Below are 25,636 nucleotides of genomic sequence, written 5' to 3'. Positions count from 1 at the left end.
TACACCATCTGACAAGGGTTTATAATTAAATTGTGCAAATTTATTATCCCTTATCCTTCTTATCATTTTCATAATCTTTTCCTCCTATCATTTTAATTTATTTTTTGATAAATCTATTATAGCAGAAAAATAATACAAAATCAATATATCAAATATATAAGTTTTTAATGATACCATTAACAAAATTAATGATTTAGATTTTATGAACAAAAAACTATCTTTTTTCTGATTTTACAATTTCAAAATCAACTAATATTGGCAGATGATCTGAAAGCTGAGTTTGTATAACTTTATAACTTTTTACTTTTATTTCCTCTGAACAAAGTATAAAATCAAGTTCTCGTTTTGGATTCCAGCTTGGAAAAGTAAAATCTTTCCTTATATTTATATTTCGTAAATTTGAAGCTTGCAAAAACATTTCAATCTCCTCTTCACCCCAGAACACATTAAAATCTCCAGCGACTATAACTGGCTTTTTGCAGTTTTTCACAAAATTGTAAAGCTGAACAATCTGTTTCTGTCGTGTTTTTCCCCCAAGTGCCAAATGAACCAGAAACACTACTACATCTTCCGTTTCCACCTCAATAATCAATTTTTTCATTCCAATATCCAGATAATGAAATTCTTCTCGTAAAACAGGATTTTTAGAAAGCAAAGCATTCCCCTGCTTTCTCACCATCGGAAATTTCATATAATTAGAATCTTCCTCATATTTATACTGATAAACATTATTATTTCTCGTAATTCTCCCAAGAAGCGTAGCCTGATTTCTGCTGTACATTCTAAATGAGCCAAGATCAACTTCTACAAGTCCCACAATATCAGGCTTATATTTATTAATAAATTTCCCAATGCGATATATATGCCTTACAGAGCGTCCCAAATACCCTCGCATATGCTTAAACGGCTGATTCAAATATTTTCCAGTCCCATATCGAATATTATACAAAAGAAATTTCATTTCTCCTCACTTCTCTTTCTTGTATCTTCACAAAATTATACAAATCACTTTAACATTAGACCTGTTAGATAACTATACAAACTTAGAATTTAATAAAATAAATATCTTGAAGCAAGGGGTCTTGACCCCTTGTATAGATAAAAAACTTAGGTTATCGAACATATCTATTAAATAAATATATTCGACAACTTTAATACTTTTCTTTTATTTTTGACAAGATGTTTGACTTCTTGAGTAATACTTTCCATATTTAATAATTGCCAAATATGTCTAACAGGATTTATTTTTTTACTATTCCAACTCCATCTCCAAACGGCAGAAGTACAAAATTATACTCTTCATTTAATTTTTCTATAAATTCTTTAAGTCTTTTTACAATTGTCTTATATCTTTTTGGAATTTCTTCCTTGTCTGCCGCAACTAGTCCACGAAACATGAGATTATCAATAAAAATAATTCCATTTTCATTGAGAAGTTCATAACTCATTTCAAAAAACTTCAAATACTGCCCTTTTGAAGCATCAATAAAAATAAAATCATACTTCATATTCTTATCAAGTTTTGGAATTTCTTTTAAAGCATCTCCAAAAACCATTTTATTCTTTTCAAATAATCCAAGTTTCTTAAAATTTTCCACAGCTTTTCCATAACGAATTTCATCAATTTCCATTGTTGTTAAAAATCCATCATTTTCATTAGCGATTTGTGCCAAAAAAAGTCCTGAATATCCTGTCGCCGTGCCAATTTCCAAAACATTTCTCGCTTTTATATTTCTTGCAGTAAAAATCATATACTTTAGCACTTCATCTGTAATAATCGGGACATTTTGTTCTAAACTCTCCTTTTTTATTTCCTGTACGATCTCATTTTTTATTTTAAACAAATTTTGTGTATATTTTGATGATTCTATAAAATTTTCTATCATAAATTTTCCTTTTTTCTTTTATTAGACCTGTTTGATAACTATACAAACTCAGAATTTAGTAAAATAAATATTCTGAAGCAAGGAATATTGATCCCTTGTAAAGATAAAAACTTAGGTTATCGAACATATCTATCGTCTATTAACATCCATTTAAAATTAAACCTATAAAATTTAAGTAACATGCTCATAACTTTTGAGTCTAATTTTAAACTTTACTATAATCCAAATTACTTTAGATAAACCAAACAACTTATTCCTCTTATTAAAAACATATATTATATTTTATTTATTTGCTTATAAGAAATCTTTCTTCCTCTTTACTAATAAAATTCATAATAAATTCTATATTTTAATAATGAAGAATAAAGTTATTTGTGTTAAATCCAAAATTCTAATTTTCAATTTTAATTTTTTATATTTTTCATTTGATATTTACAACATTTCCCCCATTTTAAAAATAGGCAACATAACTGAAAATACGATCAACCCAATAATTATTCCAATAAAAATTATTGAAAGTGGCTCAAACATTTTCAAAATCCATTTTATCTTTTCACTAACTTTTTCGTAATAAATTTCATTTAGGTTAAAAAATGATATTTTCATTTCCCCAGTCTTTTCTCCAATTGTGAGAAAACTTATGTACTCATTGTCAAAAAAAGTTGTATTTTTAAATGATTTTTGAATACTCTCACCTTTTTCTATTTTCAAAATAATTTTTTTCAGCTCTTCATTTAAAACATAGCTTTTAGAATTTGTACACATTTTTAGGGATTGAATTAACGGAACATTAGCATCTGTCAAAGAATACATATTTCTCGTAAAATTTAATATACAAATATTTTTATACATTTTTCCAATAACTTTTATTCCTAAAATTTTTCTTTCAAAAATCTTCTCATTTTGCTCTTTCCATTTTTTTAAACAAAAGAACAAAAAAACTATAGTCATCAATAAAATAATTCCATATTTATCAACTATTTTACTAATATTTATAACAATCTGTGTAACTTTCGGCAATTCCTGCCCAATATCTGAATAAATTAAGACAAATTTAGGTACAACAAACTTTAACAGTATAAATACAATAACTAACGCTGTAATTATAACTGTTAATGGATAAATACTTAAATTTTTTATATCTTTTTTTATTTTCTGATTAAATTCATACTTTTCATACAAATTCTTAAAAACTATTTCTAAATTCCCAGTTTCTTCCCCAATTTTAATCATTTCCATAAATTCTCTATCTAAAGTAATTTTAGAAAAAGCCCTATGAAGTGAAACTCCCTTTTCAATTTGCTGTTTTGTACGAATTATCCTGTTTTTCAAATCTCCATCATAATTCTGAGCAATAATTCCAAGTGTATCAATTAGTGAAATTTTACCATTTAACAAATAATACACGCTTTTAGTAAAAGATAGCAAATCTTTTTCGTTTATTTTGGTTTCGTTGCCCTTTATAATATTTCTCATTTTAATTAATCCCCCCTGATTAATTATCAATTAATTTTTATTTTTTACTATTTTCCAACGCAATTTTTCCTAATGCAATTGAACCAACAAATCCTGCTTCATCTCCAAGTCCAGGATAAACAATATAATCATCAATTTTTTCCAAAATTTCCTCTTTTTGAACATAACCATTCAAAAATTCTAATACGTATTTTCTAATTAATGGGAACAGTTGCTTTTGCTTCATAACTCCTCCACCCATAATTATTTTTTGTGGTGATAAAATCAAAATGTAATTTACTACAGCTTGAGCCAAATAATATGCCTCCATATCCCAAACTTCAGATCTGTCAGCAAGTTCAAATCCTTTTTTACCCCATCTGTCCTCTATTGCAGGACCTGCTGCCATTCCTTCCATACAGTCCTTATGAAAAGGACATCTTCCTTCAAATTTATCATCCTTATGTCTTTTTAAAAATATATGACCCATTTCAGGGTGTGTTAACCCTTGAAGCATTTTTCCATCGACAACTGCTCCAGCACCAATTCCAGTTCCTACTGTAATATACATAACATTTTTAAGATTTTCTCCAGCACCCCACCAGCTTTCCGCAAGTGCCGCTCCATTTACATCAGTATCAAATTCCATTGGAACATCATAATGTTTTTTTAATTCTCCTATTAAATCATAATCACTCCAGTAAGGTTTTGGAGTTTTTGTAATATATCCATAAGTTTTAGAACCTTTTACAGGATCAATTGGTCCAAAACTTCCAACTCCTATTACATCAAATTCCTTGTCCTTAAAATATTCGACGACTTTTTCCATAGTCTCTTTTGGCGTTGTAGTTGGAATACTTATTCTGTCTATAACCTTTCCATCTTCTGTCCCCAATCCACAAATAAATTTAGTTCCCCCAGCTTCAACTGCTGCAATAATTGCCATAACTTCACTTCCTTTTCTTTTTATTTTTATCTTAATTTCTATAACTGTTAATTTTTATATACTTTTTAATATACTATCATTATCCTTATAAAATTCTAATATTTCATCTTGTGTCGCAGCAGCTGTTCCTATTTTTGCAACTACAATTCCAGATGCCATATTTGCAATTACCCCAGCCTCATATAAATCCGCTCCAGCACATATTGAAAGTAAAAATGTTGATATAAATGTATCTCCAGCACCTGTCACATCGTAAACTTCCCTTGCCACAGTCGGTATTCTCTTATGTTTAGTCTTAAATAATGAAACTCCCTCTTCACTTCTAGTAAGCACAACACTATCCAATTTTAGTTCTTCCTTTAATTGTGCCATTTTTTCAGCGATCTGCTCTTCACTTGTAAATTTTTTCATTCCAAAATAATCCAGAATTTCTTTTCTATTTGGAGTCATTGAAGTTGCTCCAACATAATTTTTAAAATTTTGCGGTTTTGGATCAACCATTACCCTTTTATTATGTTTCTTAACTATTTCAATTACTTTTTTAGATAAATTATTCGTAAGCAATCCTTTGTTATAATCTGAAAGCAATACTGCATCAATATTTTCAATATTCTTTTCAAAATTTTCTAAAATCTTATTTTGAATATCTTCTGAAATATCAGTATCCTTTTCCCAATCTAACCTTAACAACTGCTGTCCTTGAGATAAAACTCTGCTTTTAATAATCGTTGGACGTGTATCATCTTTAACAATTCCATCAGAATTTACATTTTTGACTTCAAGTTCTTTAACAAATTTTTCTCCATTAGCATCATTTCCAATAACCCCATAGACATAAGCCTTTCCTCCAAGCGAAGTCAAATTATTTGCTACATTTGAAGCTCCTCCAAGTACAAATCTTTCCTTTTCTATGTTCACAATCGGAACAGGAGCTTCTGGAGAAATTCTGTTTACTTTTCCAATCAAATATTCATCTAACATCATATCACCAATAACAGCTATTCTAATATCATTAAATTTTTTTATTATTTCTTCAATCCTTTGAATTGAAACCATTTTTTTCCTTTCCTAAATTCAAATTAGTTAATTTATAATTATATTCATTAAAAACACGCTTCAAAACTAAATTTAAAAGTTATGACAAATTTGCTATTTTTAAATAAGAAATAATATGACAGTTCAATATTAAATTTAATATTAAAAGAATTCGATTATATTTTTAATTTCATACTCGAACCTATTTAAAATCAAACTATTAAAATTATATAAACTCAGGGTTTGAATAAATAGTCATAACCTTTGTATTCTGTTTTAAAGTAGTTTTACTATAGTCTTTACTTAATATTATACTACATATTTTTGAAATTTCCAGTATAATTTATAAATTTTTTATATGATTTGAAAAAAATCAAAAAAATTATTTTATCTATTAAGTTTTATCTTGTATAATCGCTTCAATTTCAATATAAATATCCCGCACTTCCCTATTATTTCTGCGATACTTAAATAGTGGACCAATTATAGGGATTTTTGATAGAAATGGAACTCTTCTTATTGTCTCCTTACTTACATCCTGCTTTAATCCGCCAATAAAAGTCGAACCTCCATTATTTAATGTAATTGTTGTTTTTGTCTGGTTTTTTTGTTTAGCACCAGAAGAGGCATTGTAACTTGAAGTTAGTCTAAAATTACTTATTTCTGTATCAATTTTAAGCAAAATTTTCTTCACTCCATTAATTTTCCTAATTTCAGGATTTATTCTAAAAACAATTCCGGCTTCAGAAAAAATTGGCTCTACATATTCAGTATCATTTTTCGTAGTTTTCTTTTCTCCAACCAGTACTTCTTCCGTAACCTTCAATTCTCCTTCCTCATTTTCCATAATCATCAGTGTCGGCATAGCCTCAATCCGTATATCCCCATTTTCCTTCAATAAATTAAAATCTATCCCTAAAAACTTTCCTCCTTTAGAAAAAATTGAGGCAATTGAAACTTCTCCATTCAAAAATTTTGCTACTAAATTATCCTTGCTTGTATTTGCATTATCACCATTTATGCTCCAGTCAATACCAAGTCTCTCAAATAAATTAGAACTTGTATCAATTATAGTTCCCTTTATTATAACTTGCTCCTTTTCTTTATCTAGTGATTTTATAATTCTTCTCATCTCTTCGATTTTATTCTCATCTCCGCTAAAGATTACCTTATTATCAATTCCAATCACTTCAAACCCAAAAAAACCATTAAGTGCCTCAGTAATATCCTTCCCATTTCTATATTCCAAATCAACTTCTCCAGTTTTCTTTTTTATTTCCTTCACAGTTTGCTGTACTTGATTTTGAATTTGACTCTGGTTACTTCCTTTATTTTTATTTTCTTCTTTTTTATTGGCAGAATTATTATTTTTATTTACATTCTGACTATTTTTACTATCTTGATTACTATTGTTTTTAGCTTTATTCCCATCATTTGTCTTTTTTTTATTATCAGTTTGCACTTTCTTTGGAACTTCATAAATAAATATTTTTCTAGCATTTTCAACATCACTTTTATTAACATAATCAGCTACTTTTGCTCCAAAAATATTATTTCCTGAAAAATAAAAAAACAAAATTAAAGCAGTTATAAACCTAAATTTTTTCTTTCCCTTCAAAATTTTAATTCCTCCCCTTTTTTCAATTTTGATCTTTTTATTCTTTATAATTTTTTAATAATAAATCGTTCCTCTATATCTAACTTCTACATTTTTTGCAATAAAAAATCTCACTAAATACTAATTTTACTTTTATTTTCAACCTTCTCTATAAATCCCAGTGAGATTTTAAATCCATCGCTCGTAAGTTCCATAAATATTTTAGATGTGTCAATATATTTTTTACTTTTGTTCACAAAATAAATAAATTTTCCAAAATTATTTAAACTTCCATATACTGTAAAATGAATATACTTAAGTCTGTACCCATTTCTTTCCCATATATTCTCAGACTTTGAGATTTCCTTCATTTTCAGTCCACTGTCGTGTGAGAATACATAAATCATTTTCTTAAATTCCGATTCATTTTTTATTGACAAAAACGACAATTTTTCTGCAATTGCGATTATTTCGTTATATTCTCTCATAATTTTGCTTCTTTCGGCATTTTTACTTTCCACCACATTCACAATTTTATTTTCCAAATTCCTTTTATTTTCAATTAAAATTTTTCTATTATTCAAAATTTCCTTATATTTTCCATACTTTTTATTAATACTTACCAACATAAAAACAATTCCAACTATAAGTATCATTATCTTAAAATTTAATTTTATCATTTTTCTCTTCCTATTATTTTTTAATTTTAAAATGGCTCAATCACATATTCAAAAACCGTTGCTGTATCATTATCTTTCAAATACCCCAATTCAGAATTTGGATATCTTCTCAAAATATTATTCTCAAGTTTCTCAAAATTATTAAAATTTTCCATTTCCCCCTGTACAGTCCATTTTGCCTTTTCATAATTAATTTTCGTATAATCAATACCATTTTTACTATTTTCAACTAAAAATTTTATAACTGAATAATACTCCCGCCTCTTTATTCCGTTATCAATTTCACGAAGAGTCGTAAGTTCCTTTGAATAATTAGGAAGTTCTTCAGCCTTTCTTTTCAAATAATCCTTTTCTAGCGACTTTATCTCCTTCTGAATAATTTCATTTTCCACAGTTTTTTTCTGAAGCGGAATTAAATTGTAAATCAGGAAATATGCAAATATAAAAATTCCAGCAATAGCAATATCCAAAACCTTTATACTTTTCACACTTTCCCCATCAAAAACAGCCCTTTTCTTCATAAAATCAACATTATCCGAAAACTCTGCCCCTGAAAATATAATTTTTACATCATTTTCTCCATCTCCGACAACTATCATATCTCCAAAATCAAAATTTTCAACATCATCCACATCTTCAATTTTCAATTCAATTTTTTCAATCTCAATAATTTTCTCGTTCTCGATCAAAATTCTAAGGCTATTTTCTTCCCCCAACTGCAAAATTTCAATTTTATCATTTTCATTCTCTAAGTTATTATTCTCATTTATATCAATTTCTTCAATCTCAGCAAAATCTCTATTCACAGCTTTATTTTCAAAAACTTCCATTTCTTGATTTTTTTTTACATCCTCATTTTTAAAAATCTCTATTTCTTGAATCTCTTCAATATTCCCATTTACATCTTGAAAATTTCCTTCGTTTTTAAAAATATTATTTTCATTTTCAAACTTCTCTCTCTGATTTGCTTCAAAATTTTTATCCTTAAAATAACTATAAACAGTTTCAAAATCAACTTTCAGTTCTGAAACTACTGCCGAATATTTTTTTAAGCAATTTTTTATTTTAAAAATTTCCCTTTTGTCCAAATAAATATCTAAAAACTGCTTTTCAAAATGATTTATAACCATTTTTCTTTTTACAAAATTAATTTTTTTCTTTAAAATTCCTGAAATATCTTCAAATTTTATAGATTTTTTCCCTGAATCTTCAACACTATTTTCCTTCTTGCTAGATTCTGCCACATTTCCATTAAAATTATCAAACAAAAAATACGAATAATGCAAAATTACAGCCAATTTTAAATTTTTTCCAATGTTATTTTCCTCAAAAAACGACTCCAGAGCCATTTCCAACTCTTGATTTTCAAAAAAATATATTTCATTATTAAAATATATATAAACTTTATTTCTGCTTCTTATATATATTTTTATTTTTTCTTCCATCACTCCCCCTTTAATATTTTAATTATTAATCTTTTAAATAATATAGTATTTTTTATTTTTATAATTTTTTAAATTCTATAATTTTACCCAAAAAAACATTGGATACAACCCTATAAAAATTCTGATTCCACAACCCTCATCTCCACCTCCAGCGGACTTCCCCTCCTAAACCCAACTTTTTCCTGAAACAAAATTTCTTCACCTAAAATTTTCCTTGCAAATACAATTTTTAATTCACTATAAACTTTATTTTCCTCAAGCGGTAAAGAATATTCATTATTATTTTCATCACTTATAGATTTAATCCTATAATTTCCAATGCTTTCAGTATCTTTTACTAAAAATATTAAATTTTTAAATTCGATATTCTTTCCATCTTTTTTTAAAATACTATCAAAATACCGTTCTTTCTTCCCCATCAAAATCAAATTTCCATCAAAATTAATCCCTCTTTCCAAAATTTTTTCCACATTCTTATTTTCCATCTGAACCAAAATTTTTTTCTCTATTTTATTTTCTTTATGGCTTTTCAAAAATACCATATCTTTCTTTTGTTGCACATAATACACAAAATTAATTGAAAATGCTGATATTATTGACAAAACCACTAGAACATAAACTAGACTTGCTCCTACATTTCTTTTATTATTTTTTGTTATTTTATTATCTGATTTTGATTTTTTCCTATTCAATTTTTTACTTCTTATCAAACTAAAATATCTATTTTTCATTATCTAAAACCTCAATTTACATTGAATTTAATTATTCAAACACAAAAACTTAACTTTCTTATAAAACTAAATCTTATTTAAAGAATAAAAATTATAACAAAACTATTATTCTTAACGAGAAACAGTGTTAAAGAAAAAAATATAAATAATATTAAATTTTTATAATCCTAATATCTTCATTTTTATTTTCCTTTAATCGAATAATCAGTAATTTCCCTGCCTTTTCAAATTTTACTTCATTAAATTTTCCAATTTCCACTTTACTTCCAAATTTTCCAATATTTTCAGCATCTGAAACGAAAAGTTTTCCTTTGTCATATTCAATTTTATAAAAAATTTCATTTAATTTAAAAACTATCAAATTTTCCCTAACCAAAATATTATTATTTTCTCCTTCATAAGAAAATTTCTGCGAATCCCTATTTTTTATATCCAAAACCATTTTATCCATTGAAAAATACATTTTCTCATATATTTTCTGATTATCTTTCTTAGCCTTTTCTACAATGATTATCCGTTTTAAAAATACAGAGATGACAAAAACAAGCACAGAAAATATAAACATACTTATCAATATTTCTACCAATAAATATCCGCTTCTTCTATTTTTTACCTTTCCAATCATTTTCCCCCTTAATTTTTGTTCTTTTTATAAATTTATACAATCAATACAATATTATTCCATTTTATTTTTTTACATTTTTTCTATTTTTTGATAAAAGATCTAGTTTTATAAATACCATTATTCCCTAATTTTTAAAAATCTACAAAATTCAATTAATGGAAAATTTTTAAAATTAACTCTGTTCATCAAAATCAGGAAAGTAATAATCCTTTACTTTATCAATATTTATTTCAAAAACATACTTCTTATTTCCATATTCATTAATAAAATACCCATCCGTTCTCTTTATTTCCACATTCATTTTATTCTCTTGAATTTTTCCATTTTTATCCTGCCTTTGCTCCAAATTTTTTAAAACTTGATACTTTTTTTCAATTGCAAATCTATCATAAAAATCATCCACTTTTAAAATCTCATATTTTTCACTAAAATTCAATATTTCCTCATATTTTTTTGCCTTTATTATTTCAATCATATTTTCAATATTTACATTTTTTTTATTTAAATCATCTACTTTCACATCTGTTTGAAAAGTTTTTAAAAATAAATTTGAAATTGGAATAATGGCAACTGTAACAAAAAACATTGAAATAAGACTTTCAATTAACGTTTCTCCCCTATTTTTTTCCATTTTTTCACCAGCTTTCACTTTTTAAAAATTACAAAAATAACATAACTTGCGATAATAAACGGTGCAAATGGTATATATTCATATTTCTTCCATTTTTTCAAAAATAAAAATAAAAAAGCAATAATTCCTGAAAAAATATATAGAATCATATAAAAATTCAATATTTTCTCTATCCCAAAATATCCCAAAAGTCCACCAATCCCCATCATTAGCTTCACATCCCCAAAGCCTATCAGCGTTTTTCCAAAATAATCTTCTAAAATATAAAGCACTATCATCGGCATTGAATAGGCACAAATTCCCAAATAATACTTTTCCAAATTATCATTTTGAATTGCCGATATTAATCCTAAAACAATTAAAACAACAACACTCTCTTCAGGAATTATCCTCTTTTTTATATCAACCCAAATTATTCTAAAAAAAATACAATATTTAATAACTTCGACTATACTATTTATTATTTCAAGTTTCATTATTTTCTAATTTCTTCCCCTGCAAATGCCTTGCTTCCTGCAGAAATTTTTGCAAAAATTTCTCCATTCTGATAAACAACATTTCCTTCAATATTCCCAATTTTAAATTTTCCACTACTATCTAACCCAATTCCAAGTTTATTTAAGTTTCCATGTTCTGTCAAAATATCCTGAAGATTTTTAGGCGAATCTCCTCCATGGTCAATACTCCAAGAAGTTGATGTGTTATTAAGCTCTGCAACTGCTCCAATAACTTTACTTCTATTAGCCTTATTCAAATATTTTCCAACTTGAGGTACAGCAATTGCTGATATTATTGTAATAATTGCTACTACTAAAATCACTTCCACAAGTGTAAATCCTTTTTCACGTTCTCGTAATTTTTTATTTCCCTCCCTTCTTTTCATCTTTCCAATCTTTTTTTGATTATTTTTTATAACCTTATCCATAACTACTCACCTCTTTTATTAATTTTTATTTAATTATTTATACTATATTTTTAAAAAAATGTCAATATTAAATTAAATTATTTTTAAAAAATATTAAAAATTTTTATTTTAAATTTATACTTAATACTAAACTTCATTTAAAAATAAAAGTTATATTTTATATTATTTGCAAAAAAATTTATAATCAATTCGCTATTTAAATGGAAAATAGCATATAATATATCAAAAAAAAGACTATACTTAAAAATTCTCTTTTTAAGTCAGTCTTTTTCAATTTACATTATAAATAAAAATTACAAACTTTCTACATTTTCAATATTAATAACTTCTATTTCTTTATTAATCTTTTTAATTAATCCTGCCAATACTTTTCCTGGTCCAATTTCATAAATCTTTGTAACTCCATTTTCAGCTAGCTTATTTATTGTGTCAACCCATTTTACTGGACCGAATGTCTGATTATACAATTCATTTTTTATTTCTTTAGCTGAAGTTAAAATATTTGCTGTAGTATTTGCAATAATTGGAATTGCTGGATCATTCCAAGTATAATTTTCAAATTCTTTTTTTAAAGTTTCGGCAACAGGCTTCATCAATGATGAATGGAAAGGTCCTGAAACTGCTAGTGGCAATGCTCTTCTTGCACCTTTTTCCTTAAATAATTCAAGATTTTTTTCAATTGCTTCTTTTTCTCCAGCAATAACAGTCTGCTTTGGCTCATTATAATTTACTGCTTCCACAGTTCCATCAATTCCATTGCAGATATTTTCAACATCTGCTGCACTAAGTCCTAATATTGCAGCCATTCCCCCGCTAACATTAGCATGGCTCATTATTTCCCCTCTTTTTGCAATCAATTTTAATGTATCAATTTCATTTAAAACTTGAGCCGCATATAAAGAACTGTATTCTCCCAAGCTATGTCCAGCCACAAAATCTGCATTTATACCTTTTTCTTTTAATAATTTAGTTAAAATAACTGAAAATAATGCAATTGCAGGTTGTGCATATTTTGTATTTTTTAATTCTTCGTCAGTTCCTTCAAAAATAACTTTCTTTACATCTTCATTATTTTCAAAAATTTTATCAATTAATTTTTTATTTTCATCATTTACTTCATCGTATAATTTTTTCCCCATTCCAGCATACTGTGTACCTTGTCCTGGAAATACAAAAGCAATTTTTGACATACAACTTCTCCTCTTAATTTTTTCTAAAAATCTTTTCCAAAGTTTAAAAAATTATTTCTTTTCTTCTTCTGCTTCAATTACTTTTTCTTTTGGTTCTTTAGTATTTTTATTACTAAATTTAGTTAATTGTCTTTTATCAACAATTTCTTTTATACCAAGTCCCATAACAGCTAGTCCTAAGAGTAACGGAACTATAAATAGCGGCAAATCTCCCCATACATAGTGAGTAATATACAAATATACCCCTACACCAAGAAAAATCCATCCATGTTTTTTCTTTTTAACCAAGAAATAAACACCCACAAGACTCATTACTACCTGATAATTTACAATATACTTCATGATATCTTCAGGTATGAACTTAAATAAACTTAAAACGACTATTACCAGTCCCCAAAATATTTTTGAATTCATAACTTTCCTCCTTCAATATTTAAAAATTTGTATTTTTTGTATATTTAAACTCTTGTTAAAATCTCTTTGCTTTATAATATTTATTTTATTAAATTCCAAATTTGTATCAAGTTTAAACATCTTCTAGTATATTATACTCCGAAACTTTTAAAATTACAAGTTTTCACCTTATTTTAGATTGTCTATTTCACTAAAAATAAATTATTACTTTGAAATCTCGACCATAATTGAACCATAAGTCAATCCTCCACCAAATCCAGTAGCGACAAATTTATCTCCTTTTTTCAGTTTTCCTTCCTTTATAGCTTCATCGAGTGCTATTGGAATTGAACCAGCTGAAGTATTTCCATATTTATTAAGGTTTACAAAAAATTTATCTAGTGGTTGTTTAAATCTTTTGGCAATTGATTCAATAATTCTGATATTTGCTTGATGCGGAATAAACAAATCAATATCATCTGCAGCAATCCCAGCCTGTTTTAAAACATTTTCCACTGTTTCAGGAAATACTCTTACTGCGAATTTAAATATTTCTCTTCCGTTCATCTTTAAATAAATATCTTTAGCCTCAATCTTTTCCTTTGATACAGGTTCTTTAGTTCCTCCAGATGGTACTAAAAGCTCTTTTGCCCCTGAACCATCAGCTACAAGATGGCTTGCTAAATAACCTCCAGTTTCTACTTCTCCAAGCACAACAGCCCCTGCACCGTCTCCAAATAAAATGCAAGTTCCTCTATCTGTCCAGTCAATTACTCTTGACATAGTTTCTGCCCCAATAACTAGCACCTTTTTATAAAGTCCTGCCTTAACAAAGCTATGACCAGCCGAATAAGCATAAACAAATCCAGTACAAGCCGCACTCAAATCAAATGCTGCCGCATTTATCCCCAATTTATCCTGAACTAACGCTGCAGTTGACGGAGTCCCGTAATCAGGAGTCATAGTTGCAACAATAACCAAATCAATTTCATTTTTATCTATCCCTGCAGTTTCAATTGCTCTTTGTGCAGCTCTAAATGCCAAATCAGATGTAGCTTCATTTTCATCTGCAATCCTTCTTTCTTTGATACCAGTTCTAACTGTTATCCATTCATCATTTGTATCCACAATCTTTGCTAAATCATCATTTGTCATTATCTTTTCAGGTACATAAGATCCTGTTCCTAAAATTCCAACTTTCATATCTCACCTCGGATTTATTTTTATTTTTTTGTATTTATATTTCTTTTTTCTACATAATTTTATACTTTTCAAATTTAAAATTATTCTACTAAAGTCTATCATAAAAAAGTTAAAAATACAACTAAAAACATTCAAAGATATAGTAAAAATTTTATGAGTATAATCTTTTTTCATCCAAGTAAAATTCATCATTTCTTTTCATAATTTTTATTCATAATAGGTCTTTATATAAATTTTTTAAACTTTTACCTTTATCATATTCAAATTAATAAATAGCTAAGAGCAAAAAAAAGCAAGACATAAAAAATCCTGCTTTGACAAACTACTCAGCTTCTGTAGCTTCGTTAGCTATTACTTGTCTGCCTCTGTAAACTCCTGTTTCAAGGTTTAATCTGTGTGGTCTTCTTATTGATCCATCAGCTTCTACAATAATATTTGGAGCTTTAATTGAATCATGTGATCTTCTCATGTTTCTTTTCGCTTTAGAGGTTCTTTTCTTAGGTACTGCCATTATTTATCGACTCCTTTCTAATTTTTATATTTTTAATATTTTAATTTAATATTGTAAAAACAATTATAGAAAATCATAATTTTTTACACTTATACAAATTATTATAATAAATCTAAAGCCATTTGTCAAGGCTTTAATCTATTTTTTACATTTATTCATAAAACTTTTTATTATTTTATCAAATCTTATCACATTTTATTATGCAATTTATGTTACAAAAAAATTATTTTTATTTTATTAAATTCTAAATACATATAGTTGCCAAACAGGTCTAATGTTTAAATTTCTTGTTTTTCTCCACTCTTTGAGAGAAGAAATTCCGCTCCTTATAATTATAAATACTACTGTTAGTCAATTTTTACCTCTTTTACTTTCACAGTCACTTAATTTTTTTCAACAATAATTTTATAATTTTTCTCAGTATTAAACTCAAGATTTTTTATTTTTTCAGCAATTTCATCTGTCATTGTTTCATTTCCAATAATTAAAACAACAAAGTTTTCATTATTATTTGCATCTATCAGTTTCCCAATTTTAACTTCACTAATGTTATTTGAAAAATTTTTATATAAAATATTTTCAACAGTTTTTAAATCATTTTCCAAAATTTCTTGATTTTTATTTTCAATCGGTAATGAAACATCTTCAGCATTTTCTTTTATTTTTTCTTCGTTCAGATATTTTGATAAGTCCTGTGCTGTTAAGTACTTTTCATTGGATAACTGCTGTATTTTTAATTTATAGTTTTTTAATTTATATTTTTCCAGTTTTTTTTCTAATTTTTCAATATCCTGTTTTTTAAAAGCCTCTCCTACAATTTTTAAAGTAACAGTTTTATCTTTTTTATTAACAGAATTATCAAAAACATAATGATTATTTAATTCCTTTGAAATAAATTTTTTTAATGAATTTTCTCTCGCTGTATCTTGAACTAAAGTTATTGCTGTATATATACTTGGAATAATTATGATTAAACTTACTATATAAAATATTATTTGTTTTTTTATTGAAATTTTATGTCCTGCTTCAAAAATATTTCCAGAATAAACTATCAAGCCAACTAATGTTGCTATCATTATAAAAAATACATTTATTATAAACAAATATCCTGCTCCAAGAAAAATTTTCAGATTCCCATGAGCAATCCCAAATCCTACTACACACAAAGGAGGCATTAATGCTGTTGCAATAGCTACTCCAGGAACTACATTTCCACCATCTTCTTTTGTTTTTCCAATTACTCCTGCAGTTCCACCAAAAATTGCGATTAAAACATCCCATAAAGTAGGATAAGTTCTTGCTAGTATCTGTGGTGTTGCATCATTTATAGGGCTTACTAAAAAATAAAAAGTGGAACTTACTACACTTATTAATATAAAAATTCCCAATCTAAAAAGTGACACATAAACTCTTTTTAAATTTCCATTTGATAATCCCAATCCTAGCGACTGAATTGGCGACATTAGTGGCGAAATCAACATTGCTCCAATAATTACTGCAACAGAATTTGTATTTAATCCTATTGAAGCTATAATCATTGCACAAATCAGAATAAACATTGTTTCCTTTGTAAAATCAGAATCTTCAATAATATTTCTTTTTAAAATCTTGTATTTCTCATGTTTTATTTTTTCTATCATTTTACTATATCTCCTTTATATTTTTATAAATTAGTAACTTATTTAATTTCTATTTCAAAAAATTTAATCATCTTCATAAACAGGCTCAATATGAATCAAAAGCCTTTTTATATTTTTATATTTATGCTTAATTTTTTTTGAAATTTTATTTGTAATATCGTGTGCTTCTTCAATCGTCTTATTTTTATCCATTCGTACATCCACAAACATATAAATGTCTTTTCCAGAAGTAGTCATGCGAAAATCGTGTGCATTTTCAATTTCTTCAAATTGTAATATTTCTGAACGAATTTTTTCAATCAGAGCATCATCTTGTGAATCCAGCAATATCAAAGAATTTTCCTTTATCAGTTCATAACCGCTCTTTATAATATACATCGACACAATAAATCCTACAACTGTATCAAATGCAGGATGAATCTTTGACAAAAGAAGTCCAGCAAGAACCGAAATAGAAATCACAATATCTGTCTTATAATCTGTAAGAAGTGAATTTATCAAGGCATTATTATATTTTTTAGCTCTTTTTTTCATAAAAGCTAACTGAAAAATTTTTATTAAAACTGCCAAAACTGTTATAACTATTGGAATAAATGTAACATTCAAATTATTTTCACCGCTAAAGGAAATCAGCTTTGAAAAATTATCTTTTATCAGCTCAAAAGCCGTTATCATTATAAATGTACCAATTATCACACTAAAAACCGACTCTATCTTTCCATGTCCAAACGGATGCTCCTTATCCTCAGGATTGCTTCCAACCTTTAATCCCACAATAACCAGCACATTCGTAATTAAATCAGAAAGTGAATTTAACCCGTCAGAAAGCAGCGACATACTGTAAAAAATCTTCCCAGCCACAATTTTGAGTACAGCCAGAACAATATTTATACAAATCGCAAACTTGGAAAGATATAACATATTTTTTTCCTGCCTTTTAACTTCTCTCAGATTATTTAATATGTACCCGTCTTCTGTTTTAATAAATCTTTGTTTTTCAAGAAAATTGTTCATTTTTTTATGATTTGTTATAATTAGTGAGTCAAAATTTTTCCTTGTAATCCAATTAATTATATATTTTAAAAGAAATGTTCCATATCCGTTATTTCTCAATTTTGAACTAATAAATATTTTTTTTAATTTTGCAGTATCATTCAGAATAAAAACTGCATATCCGTATAGTTTTTTTCCATTGTATAAAAAAAATATATCTTCGTTTTCTTTATCAAAAGAAAATTTCGGATCTATCTCCAATGCATCTATTATATATTTTCTAATATTCTCCTTTCTATCCCATTCGACTACTTTCATTATAAAGCCTCCATTTGTAGCAAAAGAAATTAAAACTTCGAATTTTTAAACTAAAAAATAAAAAGTCATACGTCAAATTCTCGAAAACATTCTACCATCCGTTTCTTAATCTAAAAGCTCAAAAACAGCTACCCTGTAAACCTAAAGAAACTAACTTAGTGCTGCTTCGTTCCCGACCTGACACATTTCGCTAGCCCTCTACAATACAGGACTATTTTCTCAACACTTTTAAAATAAGACGTTGACACTAAAACTTCCCTCAAATTTGACGTCACCTCTACTAAAGCGGGTTGTAGATACAGGGCACCGCTAACTCCCCGGCTAGTATGACTAAATTAGTATATCACTTTTTCTTAAAATTGTCAACATTATAAGAAATTATTTTTTTTATTTTATTAAATAAATTATTTCTCAAAATTCAAAAGTTCCATCAATTCCTTTTCATCCATCTCAAAAATCTCTTTTGAATCTTTATTATTATTTCCATTATTTTTTCCTAAAATATTTTCACTTAAAGTTCGTTTATTTTCCTGAATTTTTATTATTTTTTCCTCAATTGTTCCTTCTATTATAAGTTTAATAACTTGAACACTCTTTTTCTGACCGATTCTGTGAGCTCTATCACTAGCCTGATTTTCTACAGCAAAATTCCACCACGGATCATAGTGAATTACGACATCTGCTCCAATTAAATTTAGTCCTGTTCCTCCAGCTTTTAGGGAAATTAAAACAACTTGCCCTTCGCCTGAATTAAATTTTTTAGAAATTTCCATTCTTTCTTTGGACTTTACACTTCCATCAATGTAAAAATATTCTACTTTTTCTTTTTCCAATTCTTCCTTTATTTCTTCCAATGTTCCTAAAAATTGTGAAAATATAAGTATTCTATGTCCATTTGATAAAATATCAGGCATTAATTCCTTTAACAACTCAATTTTAGCAACTTCCCCAGTATAATTTTCATCAAATAATTGTGGTGAATTACAAATTTGCCGTAATTTTGTCAAAATTGCCAAAACTTTTAAATTGTTATTTTCCTCCTTGTCAAATTCCCTAAGCTCCTTCTTCGCCCTTTTAACATAAGCCATATACAGCTTTTTCTGCTCTTTGCTCAATTCTACAATCATATTATTTTCAACTTTTTCAGGCAATTCTGTTAGCACTTCATCTTTTGTTCTTTGCAGAATAAATGGAGAAACTATATTTTTCAAATTAAATATTTTTTTTGAATCTGGATTATTTAAGGAATTTTTATATTTTTTTCTAAATTTTGTTATATTATCAAGATAACCAGGCAAAATAAAGTCAAAAATTGACCAAAGTTCCATAATGCTATTTTCAATCGGAGTTCCTGTCAAAGCAAAGTTTACAGCACTTTCTAACTTGCTTGTCGCTTTTTTTACAAGAGAAGACACATTTTTTATATTTTGTGCTTCATCCAATATCGCCACATCAAATTTTTTATCCTTATAATTTTTCACATCATTTCTAAAAGTCTGATAAGTGGTTATTAGAATCCCTTTTTCAGTTTTTTTAACTAATTCTTTCCTTGTCTCAGCATTCCCTTCTACAAGAATCGGCTTTATATCCGAAAATTTATAAAATTCCTCCTTCCAGTTATGCAAAAGTGAAGTTGGAACAATAATTATCCCAAGCAAATCTTCATTTTCCAACTGAATTTCCGAAATAAGCGAAATTGCCTGTAAAGTTTTCCCAAGCCCCATATCATCTGCCAAAATTCCGCCAAATCCAATATCATACATATTTTTAAGCCAATTAAACCCAATTTGCTGATAAGGAAAGAGTTTTACTTTTATGATTGACGGCTCTTTATTTTCACGTTTTTTTATTCTTTGAAAAAGTTGCTTAAATTCCTCTATTTCATTCAATTTCTCATTAATACTTCTAGAAACTTGTGCCAGCTGCAGAGCCTTTATTTTAGAAATTTTATTTTCACCAACTCGCAGATCACTCATTACATCAACAATTCCAGCCATTTCTTCAGCACTTCTATTAGCTATTTTTACAAGTTCGCCACTCGACAATGTCACAAATTTTTCTTCATTTCTCACTGATTCTAAAACTGTTTCAACATCATCTTCATCAATTCCTTCAATATTAAAATTCACACTAAAAAGTTCATTTTCAGCAGATCTTATATTAATATCCACACCAATTTTACGAACTTTTTTTATTTTATCACTCACATTAATATTCACCTTTTCTGAATACTTTTCATCAATAATATCAGCCATTGTTAAAAATTCATTTCTATCAATCACTAGCACAATGTCATCTGATTTTAACTGCTTTGCCCTAAATCCAACATACATTCTATACTCTAAATCAATAATCTGAGCATCTGCATATTTTTGAAAATCTTCAGAAATTTCCCTTTGAAGTTTTTTATTTTTTTTAGGAATAAAATAGCCATCATCTGTCCTAATACTTTCCTCAAGGCAGGAAATCGTTACTTGAAGTTTATTTTTCCCATTGCCTTCCTCTACAAAAATATTTACTGCTCCGTACTTTTTCGTAACCTTAGCAATTGGAATTTCATATTTTGATAGCACTTCCTTTATTTCATCAAACAGCTTTCCTGACATTTCATTCAGATATTCTGTCCCCTTCCTAGTTCCATCTGTAAGAGCATTCATTATTTCCCACTCTGCATCACTCATTTTATGAAATTTTTCAATATTTGACACACCGTTTTTTAAGGTAAAATAACGACTTGCTGATGATAAAACTACAAAATCCCTTAGAATTATTTTCTCTTTTCCAAATTTATCTTTTTGAAACGCAAATATTGGCTCGTATTCTCCAGTCACATAAATTGTCTTGCTACCAGATCTTATCGTCTTTTTATTTTCTATGGCTGAAAATATCTGTTCTGCCAGCATTGGATTCATTATTTCACCTTGCGGATTTCCATAATAATAATTATTATTATTATTAAAATTCATTCCAAACTCATTTTTTTTCTTAAAATAGTTGCTAAGGTTTTTTATGACCTTTTTATCTGTTTCATTAAAATAATGCAAATCTGGATTATAAATATTTTTTTTAGTAACTTCATAAAACTGCTCATTTTCTACTGAATAAATAAAAGATTCTAAATCCTTTACATAATGCAAACTTTTTTCTCCTGCCTTTACTCTCAATGCTGATACTGTAGACGATAATTGCTCTATTTCAAGTGCCAGTTTATACTCGTTTTTTTCTGAATCTGAAATCTTAGTTTTATCAATTCTTTTTTTTAATTTTTCCAGCTTTTCGCTAAATTGTTTAATTTCTTCTTCTTCAATCTTCTCATAAATATTTTCTTTTTCTTCTCTTAAAAATTTTTCAGCCTCCTTAAAAATTTCATCATACTCTTCATCTTCTGCAATTTTTATATGATTACTGCAATTCTTACCTTCTTTCTCTCTTTTAAATTCCCTATTTTCCTTAAAATAAATATTCCTAGCCTTAATCTCAGCATCCGCAGCCATCCCAGTCGCAATAATATGCTTACAAGGCTTTTTTTTATCTTTAAAGTTAGGACAATCACAACTATATATAATTCTATTATCTAACTTTCCGTCTTCATAAAAATAAGTTATATTAACATTATAAACATTTTTATAATTTCCATCAACTTGTGATTCCACCTCTATTTTATTACCTTTTTTCATAAACATCATTAATTTTACTTTTTGCTCATTAAAATACTCAACTCCCCTACCCACAATAAACAAAGGAGTTGATTTTCTCAATCTGTCAAATATTCTTTCCAACCTTTACTTTCCTTTCAAAAAATATTCTCAATTCACACTAAATATTATCTTACCAAAGAATTCTGGTTTTTTCAACAAAAAAACAGCAAAACCAAGATTTTGCCGTAATTTTAAAATATTTTATTAAGTTTGAACAAATAATTTTCCATCTTTTATAAACATATTTTTTACTTTAACTTTTTTATCGTCATCATAAGTATAAACTTCATTAGTTTCCAAATAATTTGAAACGAGTGCTTTCAGGGATTTTGCCATAACTGAATCATCTATTTTATTACCTTTTTCATCAGTAATTTTAGTGATGTCCAAATCTACTAAATACAGCTTATTTGTTTTTGGATCAAATTTCACTTGACTGTTTAAAAAGATTGACCCTTTTGCTTTCCCAGCCAGAAGTGAAACATCATAATTAGATGAAAAATAAAGCCTATCTCCCGCAAAATTTATCACAGGACTTTTAAGTCCAACTTTTCCTAACAAAAAATTCTTTTCAATTGGAAATTTTTTATCCAATTCCTTTGTAATCATTGATTTTGGGACTCTTAATGTCTTATTTGCCAAAAAATCGCAAGACACTATTCCAAATACAATTACAAGCATAAATAATACTATTTTTAAAAATAAATTTTTATTTTTCATAACCAACTTACTCTCCTTTTCCTTTTTTACAGTCAGTTGTAAAAATTCATTGATATAATATTTTTAAACTTTTATAACTAGACAATTCTAACTTAATCATACAAAATTTTATTTATTATTTCATATTTTTAAAATTAGTTTTACCTTTTAAATACAAAATTTTATTTTATTTACTTTAAATACTTTCTCAAAAATTTTCCAGTCCAAGATCCCTCATTTTCCGCAATTTCCTCAGGTGTTCCTTCTGCAATTATCTGCCCACCTTTGTAACCACCTTCAGGCCCTATATCAATAATATGATCCGCAACTTTAATTACATCTAAATTATGCTCAATTACTAAGACTGTATTCCCTTTATCAACCAATCTGTTTAACACTTCTAATAATTTTCTGATATCTTCAAAGTGAAGTCCTGTCGTAGGTTCGTCCAAAATGTAAATGGTTTTTCCTCTTGACATTTTTGATAATTCAGTTGCAAGTTTTATCCGTTGAGCTTCCCCTCCTGAAAGAGTTGTCGCAGGTTGTCCTAATTGAATGTAATTCATTCCTACATCCATCAATGTTTGTAATTTTCTCTCAAGTGATGGAATATTCTTGAAAAATTCGTACGCTTCCTCAACAGTCATATCTAGAACATCTGAAATATTTTTCCCCTTGTAATGCACTTCCAGTGTTTCCCTGTTATAACGTTTTCCTTTACAAACTTCACATTCCACATAGACATCTGGCAGGAAATTCATTTCAATTTTATTAATTCCAGCACCACTACACGCTTCACATCTTCCACCTTTCACATTAAACGAAAATCTCCCCTTGCTGTATCCTCTCACTTTTGCATCATTTGTCTGAGCAAATAAATCTCTTATATCGTCAAACAATTTTGTATAAGTTGCAGTATTTGAACGAGGAGTTCTACCAATCGGCGACTGGTCAATATCAATCACTTTTTCCAAGTTTTCAAGTCCATCAATTCCACCATTTTCAAGTGGATACAGTTTTCCTTTATTCAGCCTGTTGTGAAGCTCTGGGAACAATGTCTGATTAATCAATGTCGACTTACCACTTCCTGAAACCCCCGTTACGACTGTCAAAACTTCAAGTGGAATATGTGCTGTCACATTTTTCAAATTATTTCCTTTTGCATTTTTCAAAACAATTTCTTTAGTCGCTTTTCTTCTTTCTTCAGGCACTTCAATTTTAATTTTTCCGTTCAAATATTGTGCTGTCAATGATTTTTTATTTCTCATAACTTGTTTTGGCGTTCCTTGTGCTACAACTTTTCCTCCATTAATTCCAGCACCTGGTCCTATATCAATCAAATAATCAGCTTCTCTCATCGTATCCTCATCATGCTCTACAACTATCAAGCTATTCCCGATATCACGCAAATCCTTCAAAGTTGCAAGTAACTTGTCATTATCCCTTTGATGAAGTCCTATACTCGGCTCATCAAGCACATAAATCACGCCAGTAAGCCTGCTTCCAATCTGAGTTGCAAGCCTAATTCTTTGCGATTCTCCACCAGACAGCGTTTTTGTCATTCTAGCAAGACTCAAGTAATCAAGCCCAACATTTATCATAAATTTTAACCGTTCTTTTATTTCCTTTAGTATTTCAGACGCAATTTGCATCTGCTTTTCTGTAAGCGTAATATTTTCATAAAATTTCAGTGCATCAACAACACTTACTTCTGTCAAGTCAATAATGCTCTTGTCATTTACATTTATCGCCAAAACAACATCTTTCAGTCTTTTTCCCTTACAAGTTTTACAAGTTCTCTCCGTCATATATTTGGCTTCCATCTCTTCCTTTGCCGACTCCGAAGCAGTTTCTCTATATCGACGCTCAATGCCATTCACAATTCCCTCAAAATCCCTATTTCCATTATAACTAAAACTATCTCCGCTCCAAGAAAACTTAAATTTCTTATTACTTCCATAAAAAATTATATCCTTCTCTTTTCGAGTCAATTTAGACACCTTTTTATCCAAATCAATTTTATGCGCCTTTGCCATCGCTATAAATAAATCCCAGTTCCATCCCTTTTTAGTCGTCGCTCCTGGAAAAATTATCCCACCTTCATTAATTGATAAATTTTCATCTACAATTAATTTATTTTCATCCACTTCCAATCTTGAACCAAGCCCATTACAAACTTCACAAGCTCCATACGGTGCGTTAAATGAAAAAAGTCTTGGCACAACATCTGGAAATACAACATCTGGATGGTCTGGACAAGAAAAATTCTCACTAAATTTGTTATCTTCTCCATTAATATTCACAATTATTTTTCCATCAGAAAGCTCACTCGCAGTTTCAATCGCCTCTGTCAATCGACTCAAAAACTCCTTATTATCCGCCTTAAACACAACCCTGTCAACAACAACTTCAATATGATGCCTTTTATTCTTATCCAAAACAATTTCATCACTCAAATCAAGAATATCGCCGTTCACTCGAACCCTTTGAAACCCTTTTTTCTGCAAATTCAAAAACAAATTTTTATGAGTTCCCTTTTTATCAATCACAACTGGCGACAAAATTATCATTTTATCCTTTTCTTTCCGAGAACTCATCAAATTATCAACAATTTCCTGAATTGACTGTTTTTCCACTTTTCTATGACAAATTGGACAATGCGCCTCTCCAATATGTGCCCACAAAAGCCGCATATAGTCATAAATTTCAGTAGTTGTACCAACAGTCGAACGAGGATTTTTTGACACACTTTTCTGCTCAATCGAAATCGCAGGAGAAAGCCCTTCAATACTATCCAATTCAGGCTTCTGCATCTGCCCAATAAACATTCTCGCATAAGCCGACAAGCTCTCAACATACCTTCTCTGCCCTTCTGAATAAATCGTATCAAACGCAAGTGAAGACTTCCCACTCCCAGAAACCCCAGTAATTACAACCAGTTCATTCTTTGGAATCTCAATATCAATATTTTGTAAATTATGCTCTCTAGCTCCAGTAATCTTTATTTTGTTGTCTTTCATTTTCTTCAATGTTCC

General features: G+C 28.1%; 22 protein-coding genes and 1 other RNA gene. All 23 read right to left on the bottom strand.

Annotated elements, in window-relative coordinates; genetic code table 11:
• Positions 1–214: 214 nt before the first annotated feature.
• Positions 215–961: an endonuclease/exonuclease/phosphatase family protein gene (locus F1564_RS03105; protein WP_018451489.1), complete on the bottom strand. Its 747-nt coding sequence runs from the start codon at positions 959–961 to the stop codon at positions 215–217.
• 280 nt (positions 962–1,241) lie between these two features.
• Positions 1,242–1,886 carry an O-methyltransferase gene (locus tag F1564_RS03100; protein WP_018451488.1) on the bottom strand — a complete coding sequence of 215 codons (645 nt, stop codon included), beginning with the start codon at positions 1,884–1,886 and terminating at the stop codon, positions 1,242–1,244.
• A gap of 432 nt (positions 1,887–2,318) precedes the next feature.
• Positions 2,319–3,362, bottom strand: coding sequence for a type II secretion system F family protein (locus F1564_RS03095; RefSeq protein WP_018451487.1), 1,044 nt, complete (start codon positions 3,360–3,362; stop codon positions 2,319–2,321).
• Positions 3,363–3,399: 37 nt separating this feature from the next.
• On the bottom strand, positions 3,400–4,287 hold the full coding sequence (locus F1564_RS03090) for an ROK family protein (protein WP_018451486.1): 888 nt from the start codon (positions 4,285–4,287) through the stop codon (positions 3,400–3,402).
• 54 nt (positions 4,288–4,341) lie between these two features.
• Positions 4,342–5,343, bottom strand: coding sequence for a D-glycero-beta-D-manno-heptose-7-phosphate kinase (gene rfaE1, locus F1564_RS03085; protein ID WP_018451485.1), 1,002 nt, complete (start codon positions 5,341–5,343; stop codon positions 4,342–4,344).
• A gap of 373 nt (positions 5,344–5,716) precedes the next feature.
• Positions 5,717–6,940, bottom strand: a complete 1,224-nt coding sequence (locus F1564_RS03080; protein WP_018451484.1) for a type II secretion system protein GspD — start codon at positions 6,938–6,940, stop codon at positions 5,717–5,719.
• Between the two features lie 113 nt (positions 6,941–7,053).
• On the bottom strand, positions 7,054–7,599 hold the full coding sequence (locus F1564_RS03075) for a hypothetical protein (RefSeq protein WP_018451483.1): 546 nt from the start codon (positions 7,597–7,599) through the stop codon (positions 7,054–7,056).
• A gap of 26 nt (positions 7,600–7,625) precedes the next feature.
• Positions 7,626–9,044 (bottom strand): hypothetical protein, encoded by a 1,419-nt coding sequence (locus tag F1564_RS03070; RefSeq protein WP_018451482.1) that lies wholly within the window; start codon positions 9,042–9,044, stop codon positions 7,626–7,628.
• A gap of 110 nt (positions 9,045–9,154) precedes the next feature.
• Positions 9,155–9,775: a hypothetical protein gene (locus F1564_RS03065; protein ID WP_018451481.1), complete on the bottom strand. Its 621-nt coding sequence runs from the start codon at positions 9,773–9,775 to the stop codon at positions 9,155–9,157.
• Between the two features lie 151 nt (positions 9,776–9,926).
• Positions 9,927–10,400: a prepilin-type N-terminal cleavage/methylation domain-containing protein gene (locus F1564_RS03060; RefSeq protein WP_018451480.1), complete on the bottom strand. Its 474-nt coding sequence runs from the start codon at positions 10,398–10,400 to the stop codon at positions 9,927–9,929.
• 172 nt (positions 10,401–10,572) lie between these two features.
• Positions 10,573–11,031 (bottom strand): type IV pilus modification PilV family protein, encoded by a 459-nt coding sequence (locus F1564_RS03055; RefSeq protein ID WP_018451479.1) that lies wholly within the window; start codon positions 11,029–11,031, stop codon positions 10,573–10,575.
• A 14-nt stretch (positions 11,032–11,045) separates the two neighbouring features.
• Entirely contained in the window at positions 11,046–11,507 is a 462-nt protein-coding gene (locus F1564_RS03050) for a prepilin peptidase (RefSeq protein ID WP_018451478.1), read from the bottom strand.
• Positions 11,507–11,956 carry a prepilin-type N-terminal cleavage/methylation domain-containing protein gene (locus tag F1564_RS03045; RefSeq protein WP_018451477.1) on the bottom strand — a complete coding sequence of 150 codons (450 nt, stop codon included), beginning with the start codon at positions 11,954–11,956 and terminating at the stop codon, positions 11,507–11,509. Before F1564_RS03045 ends, F1564_RS03050 begins: the two co-directional genes overlap by 1 nt.
• A 293-nt stretch (positions 11,957–12,249) precedes the next feature.
• On the bottom strand, positions 12,250–13,146 hold the full coding sequence (gene fabD / locus F1564_RS03040) for an ACP S-malonyltransferase (RefSeq protein WP_018451476.1): 897 nt from the start codon (positions 13,144–13,146) through the stop codon (positions 12,250–12,252).
• Between the two features lie 51 nt (positions 13,147–13,197).
• Positions 13,198–13,560, bottom strand: coding sequence for a hypothetical protein (locus F1564_RS03035; RefSeq protein WP_018451475.1), 363 nt, complete (start codon positions 13,558–13,560; stop codon positions 13,198–13,200).
• A gap of 204 nt (positions 13,561–13,764) precedes the next feature.
• The gene (locus F1564_RS03030; protein WP_018451474.1) at positions 13,765–14,742 is read right to left on the bottom strand and encodes a beta-ketoacyl-ACP synthase III; all 978 of its coding nucleotides are present in this window, start codon (positions 14,740–14,742) and stop codon (positions 13,765–13,767) included.
• 322 nt (positions 14,743–15,064) lie between these two features.
• The gene (gene rpmF, locus F1564_RS03025; RefSeq protein WP_018451473.1) at positions 15,065–15,253 is read right to left on the bottom strand and encodes a 50S ribosomal protein L32; all 189 of its coding nucleotides are present in this window, start codon (positions 15,251–15,253) and stop codon (positions 15,065–15,067) included.
• Positions 15,254–15,636: 383 nt separating this feature from the next.
• Complete coding sequence (locus F1564_RS03020; RefSeq protein WP_018451472.1) at positions 15,637–16,893, bottom strand: TIGR00341 family protein; 1,257 nt, start codon at positions 16,891–16,893, stop codon at positions 15,637–15,639.
• 63 nt (positions 16,894–16,956) lie between these two features.
• Complete coding sequence (locus F1564_RS03015) at positions 16,957–18,204, bottom strand: GNAT family N-acetyltransferase (protein WP_018451471.1); 1,248 nt, start codon at positions 18,202–18,204, stop codon at positions 16,957–16,959.
• 65 nt (positions 18,205–18,269) lie between these two features.
• An RNA gene (ffs, locus tag F1564_RS03010) (signal recognition particle sRNA large type) lies at positions 18,270–18,534 on the bottom strand.
• Positions 18,535–18,608: 74 nt separating this feature from the next.
• Positions 18,609–21,983, bottom strand: a complete 3,375-nt coding sequence (locus F1564_RS03005; RefSeq protein ID WP_149201889.1) for a DEAD/DEAH box helicase — start codon at positions 21,981–21,983, stop codon at positions 18,609–18,611.
• Positions 21,984–22,106: 123 nt separating this feature from the next.
• Positions 22,107–22,622 (bottom strand): DUF1439 domain-containing protein, encoded by a 516-nt coding sequence (locus F1564_RS03000; protein ID WP_018451469.1) that lies wholly within the window; start codon positions 22,620–22,622, stop codon positions 22,107–22,109.
• Between the two features lie 170 nt (positions 22,623–22,792).
• On the bottom strand, positions 22,793–25,621 hold the full coding sequence (gene uvrA, locus F1564_RS02995) for an excinuclease ABC subunit UvrA (protein ID WP_018451468.1): 2,829 nt from the start codon (positions 25,619–25,621) through the stop codon (positions 22,793–22,795).
• Positions 25,622–25,636 lie beyond the last annotated feature (15 nt).

It is taken from the genome of Leptotrichia shahii (genome assembly GCF_008327825.1).
GTDB lineage: Bacteria > Fusobacteriota > Fusobacteriia > Fusobacteriales > Leptotrichiaceae > Leptotrichia > Leptotrichia shahii.
The sequence above is the reverse complement of the archived record's forward strand: the minus strand, read 5'-3'. Positions and strand labels throughout refer to the sequence as shown.

Excerpts from the sequence above, each read along its gene's own strand:
- F1564_RS03105 (WP_018451489.1), bottom strand. The coding sequence starts at position 961 with ATGAAATTTCTTTTGTATAATATTCGATATGGGACTGGAAAATATTTG.
- F1564_RS03020 (WP_018451472.1), bottom strand. The coding sequence starts at position 16,893 with ATGATAGAAAAAATAAAACATGAGAAATACAAGATTTTAAAAAGAAAT.
- F1564_RS03045 (WP_018451477.1), bottom strand. The coding sequence starts at position 11,956 with ATGGATAAGGTTATAAAAAATAATCAAAAAAAGATTGGAAAGATGAAA.
- F1564_RS03030 (WP_018451474.1), bottom strand. The coding sequence starts at position 14,742 with ATGAAAGTTGGAATTTTAGGAACAGGATCTTATGTACCTGAAAAGATA.
- rfaE1 (WP_018451485.1), bottom strand. The coding sequence starts at position 5,343 with ATGGTTTCAATTCAAAGGATTGAAGAAATAATAAAAAAATTTAATGAT.
- rpmF (WP_018451473.1), bottom strand. The coding sequence starts at position 15,253 with ATGGCAGTACCTAAGAAAAGAACCTCTAAAGCGAAAAGAAACATGAGA.
- F1564_RS03070 (WP_018451482.1), bottom strand. The coding sequence starts at position 9,044 with ATGGAAGAAAAAATAAAAATATATATAAGAAGCAGAAATAAAGTTTAT.
- F1564_RS03035 (WP_018451475.1), bottom strand. The coding sequence starts at position 13,560 with ATGAATTCAAAAATATTTTGGGGACTGGTAATAGTCGTTTTAAGTTTA.
- F1564_RS03055 (WP_018451479.1), bottom strand. The coding sequence starts at position 11,031 with ATGGAAAAAAATAGGGGAGAAACGTTAATTGAAAGTCTTATTTCAATG.
- F1564_RS03060 (WP_018451480.1), bottom strand. The coding sequence starts at position 10,400 with ATGATTGGAAAGGTAAAAAATAGAAGAAGCGGATATTTATTGGTAGAA.
- F1564_RS03075 (WP_018451483.1), bottom strand. The coding sequence starts at position 7,599 with ATGATAAAATTAAATTTTAAGATAATGATACTTATAGTTGGAATTGTT.
- F1564_RS03050 (WP_018451478.1), bottom strand. The coding sequence starts at position 11,507 with ATGAAACTTGAAATAATAAATAGTATAGTCGAAGTTATTAAATATTGT.
- F1564_RS03015 (WP_018451471.1), bottom strand. The coding sequence starts at position 18,204 with ATGAAAGTAGTCGAATGGGATAGAAAGGAGAATATTAGAAAATATATA.
- fabD (WP_018451476.1), bottom strand. The coding sequence starts at position 13,146 with ATGTCAAAAATTGCTTTTGTATTTCCAGGACAAGGTACACAGTATGCT.
- F1564_RS03000 (WP_018451469.1), bottom strand. The coding sequence starts at position 22,622 with ATGAAAAATAAAAATTTATTTTTAAAAATAGTATTATTTATGCTTGTA.
- uvrA (WP_018451468.1), bottom strand. The coding sequence starts at position 25,621 with ATGAAAGACAACAAAATAAAGATTACTGGAGCTAGAGAGCATAATTTA.
- F1564_RS03065 (WP_018451481.1), bottom strand. The coding sequence starts at position 9,775 with ATGAAAAATAGATATTTTAGTTTGATAAGAAGTAAAAAATTGAATAGG.
- F1564_RS03100 (WP_018451488.1), bottom strand. The coding sequence starts at position 1,886 with ATGATAGAAAATTTTATAGAATCATCAAAATATACACAAAATTTGTTT.
- F1564_RS03090 (WP_018451486.1), bottom strand. The coding sequence starts at position 4,287 with ATGGCAATTATTGCAGCAGTTGAAGCTGGGGGAACTAAATTTATTTGT.
- F1564_RS03095 (WP_018451487.1), bottom strand. The coding sequence starts at position 3,362 with ATGAGAAATATTATAAAGGGCAACGAAACCAAAATAAACGAAAAAGAT.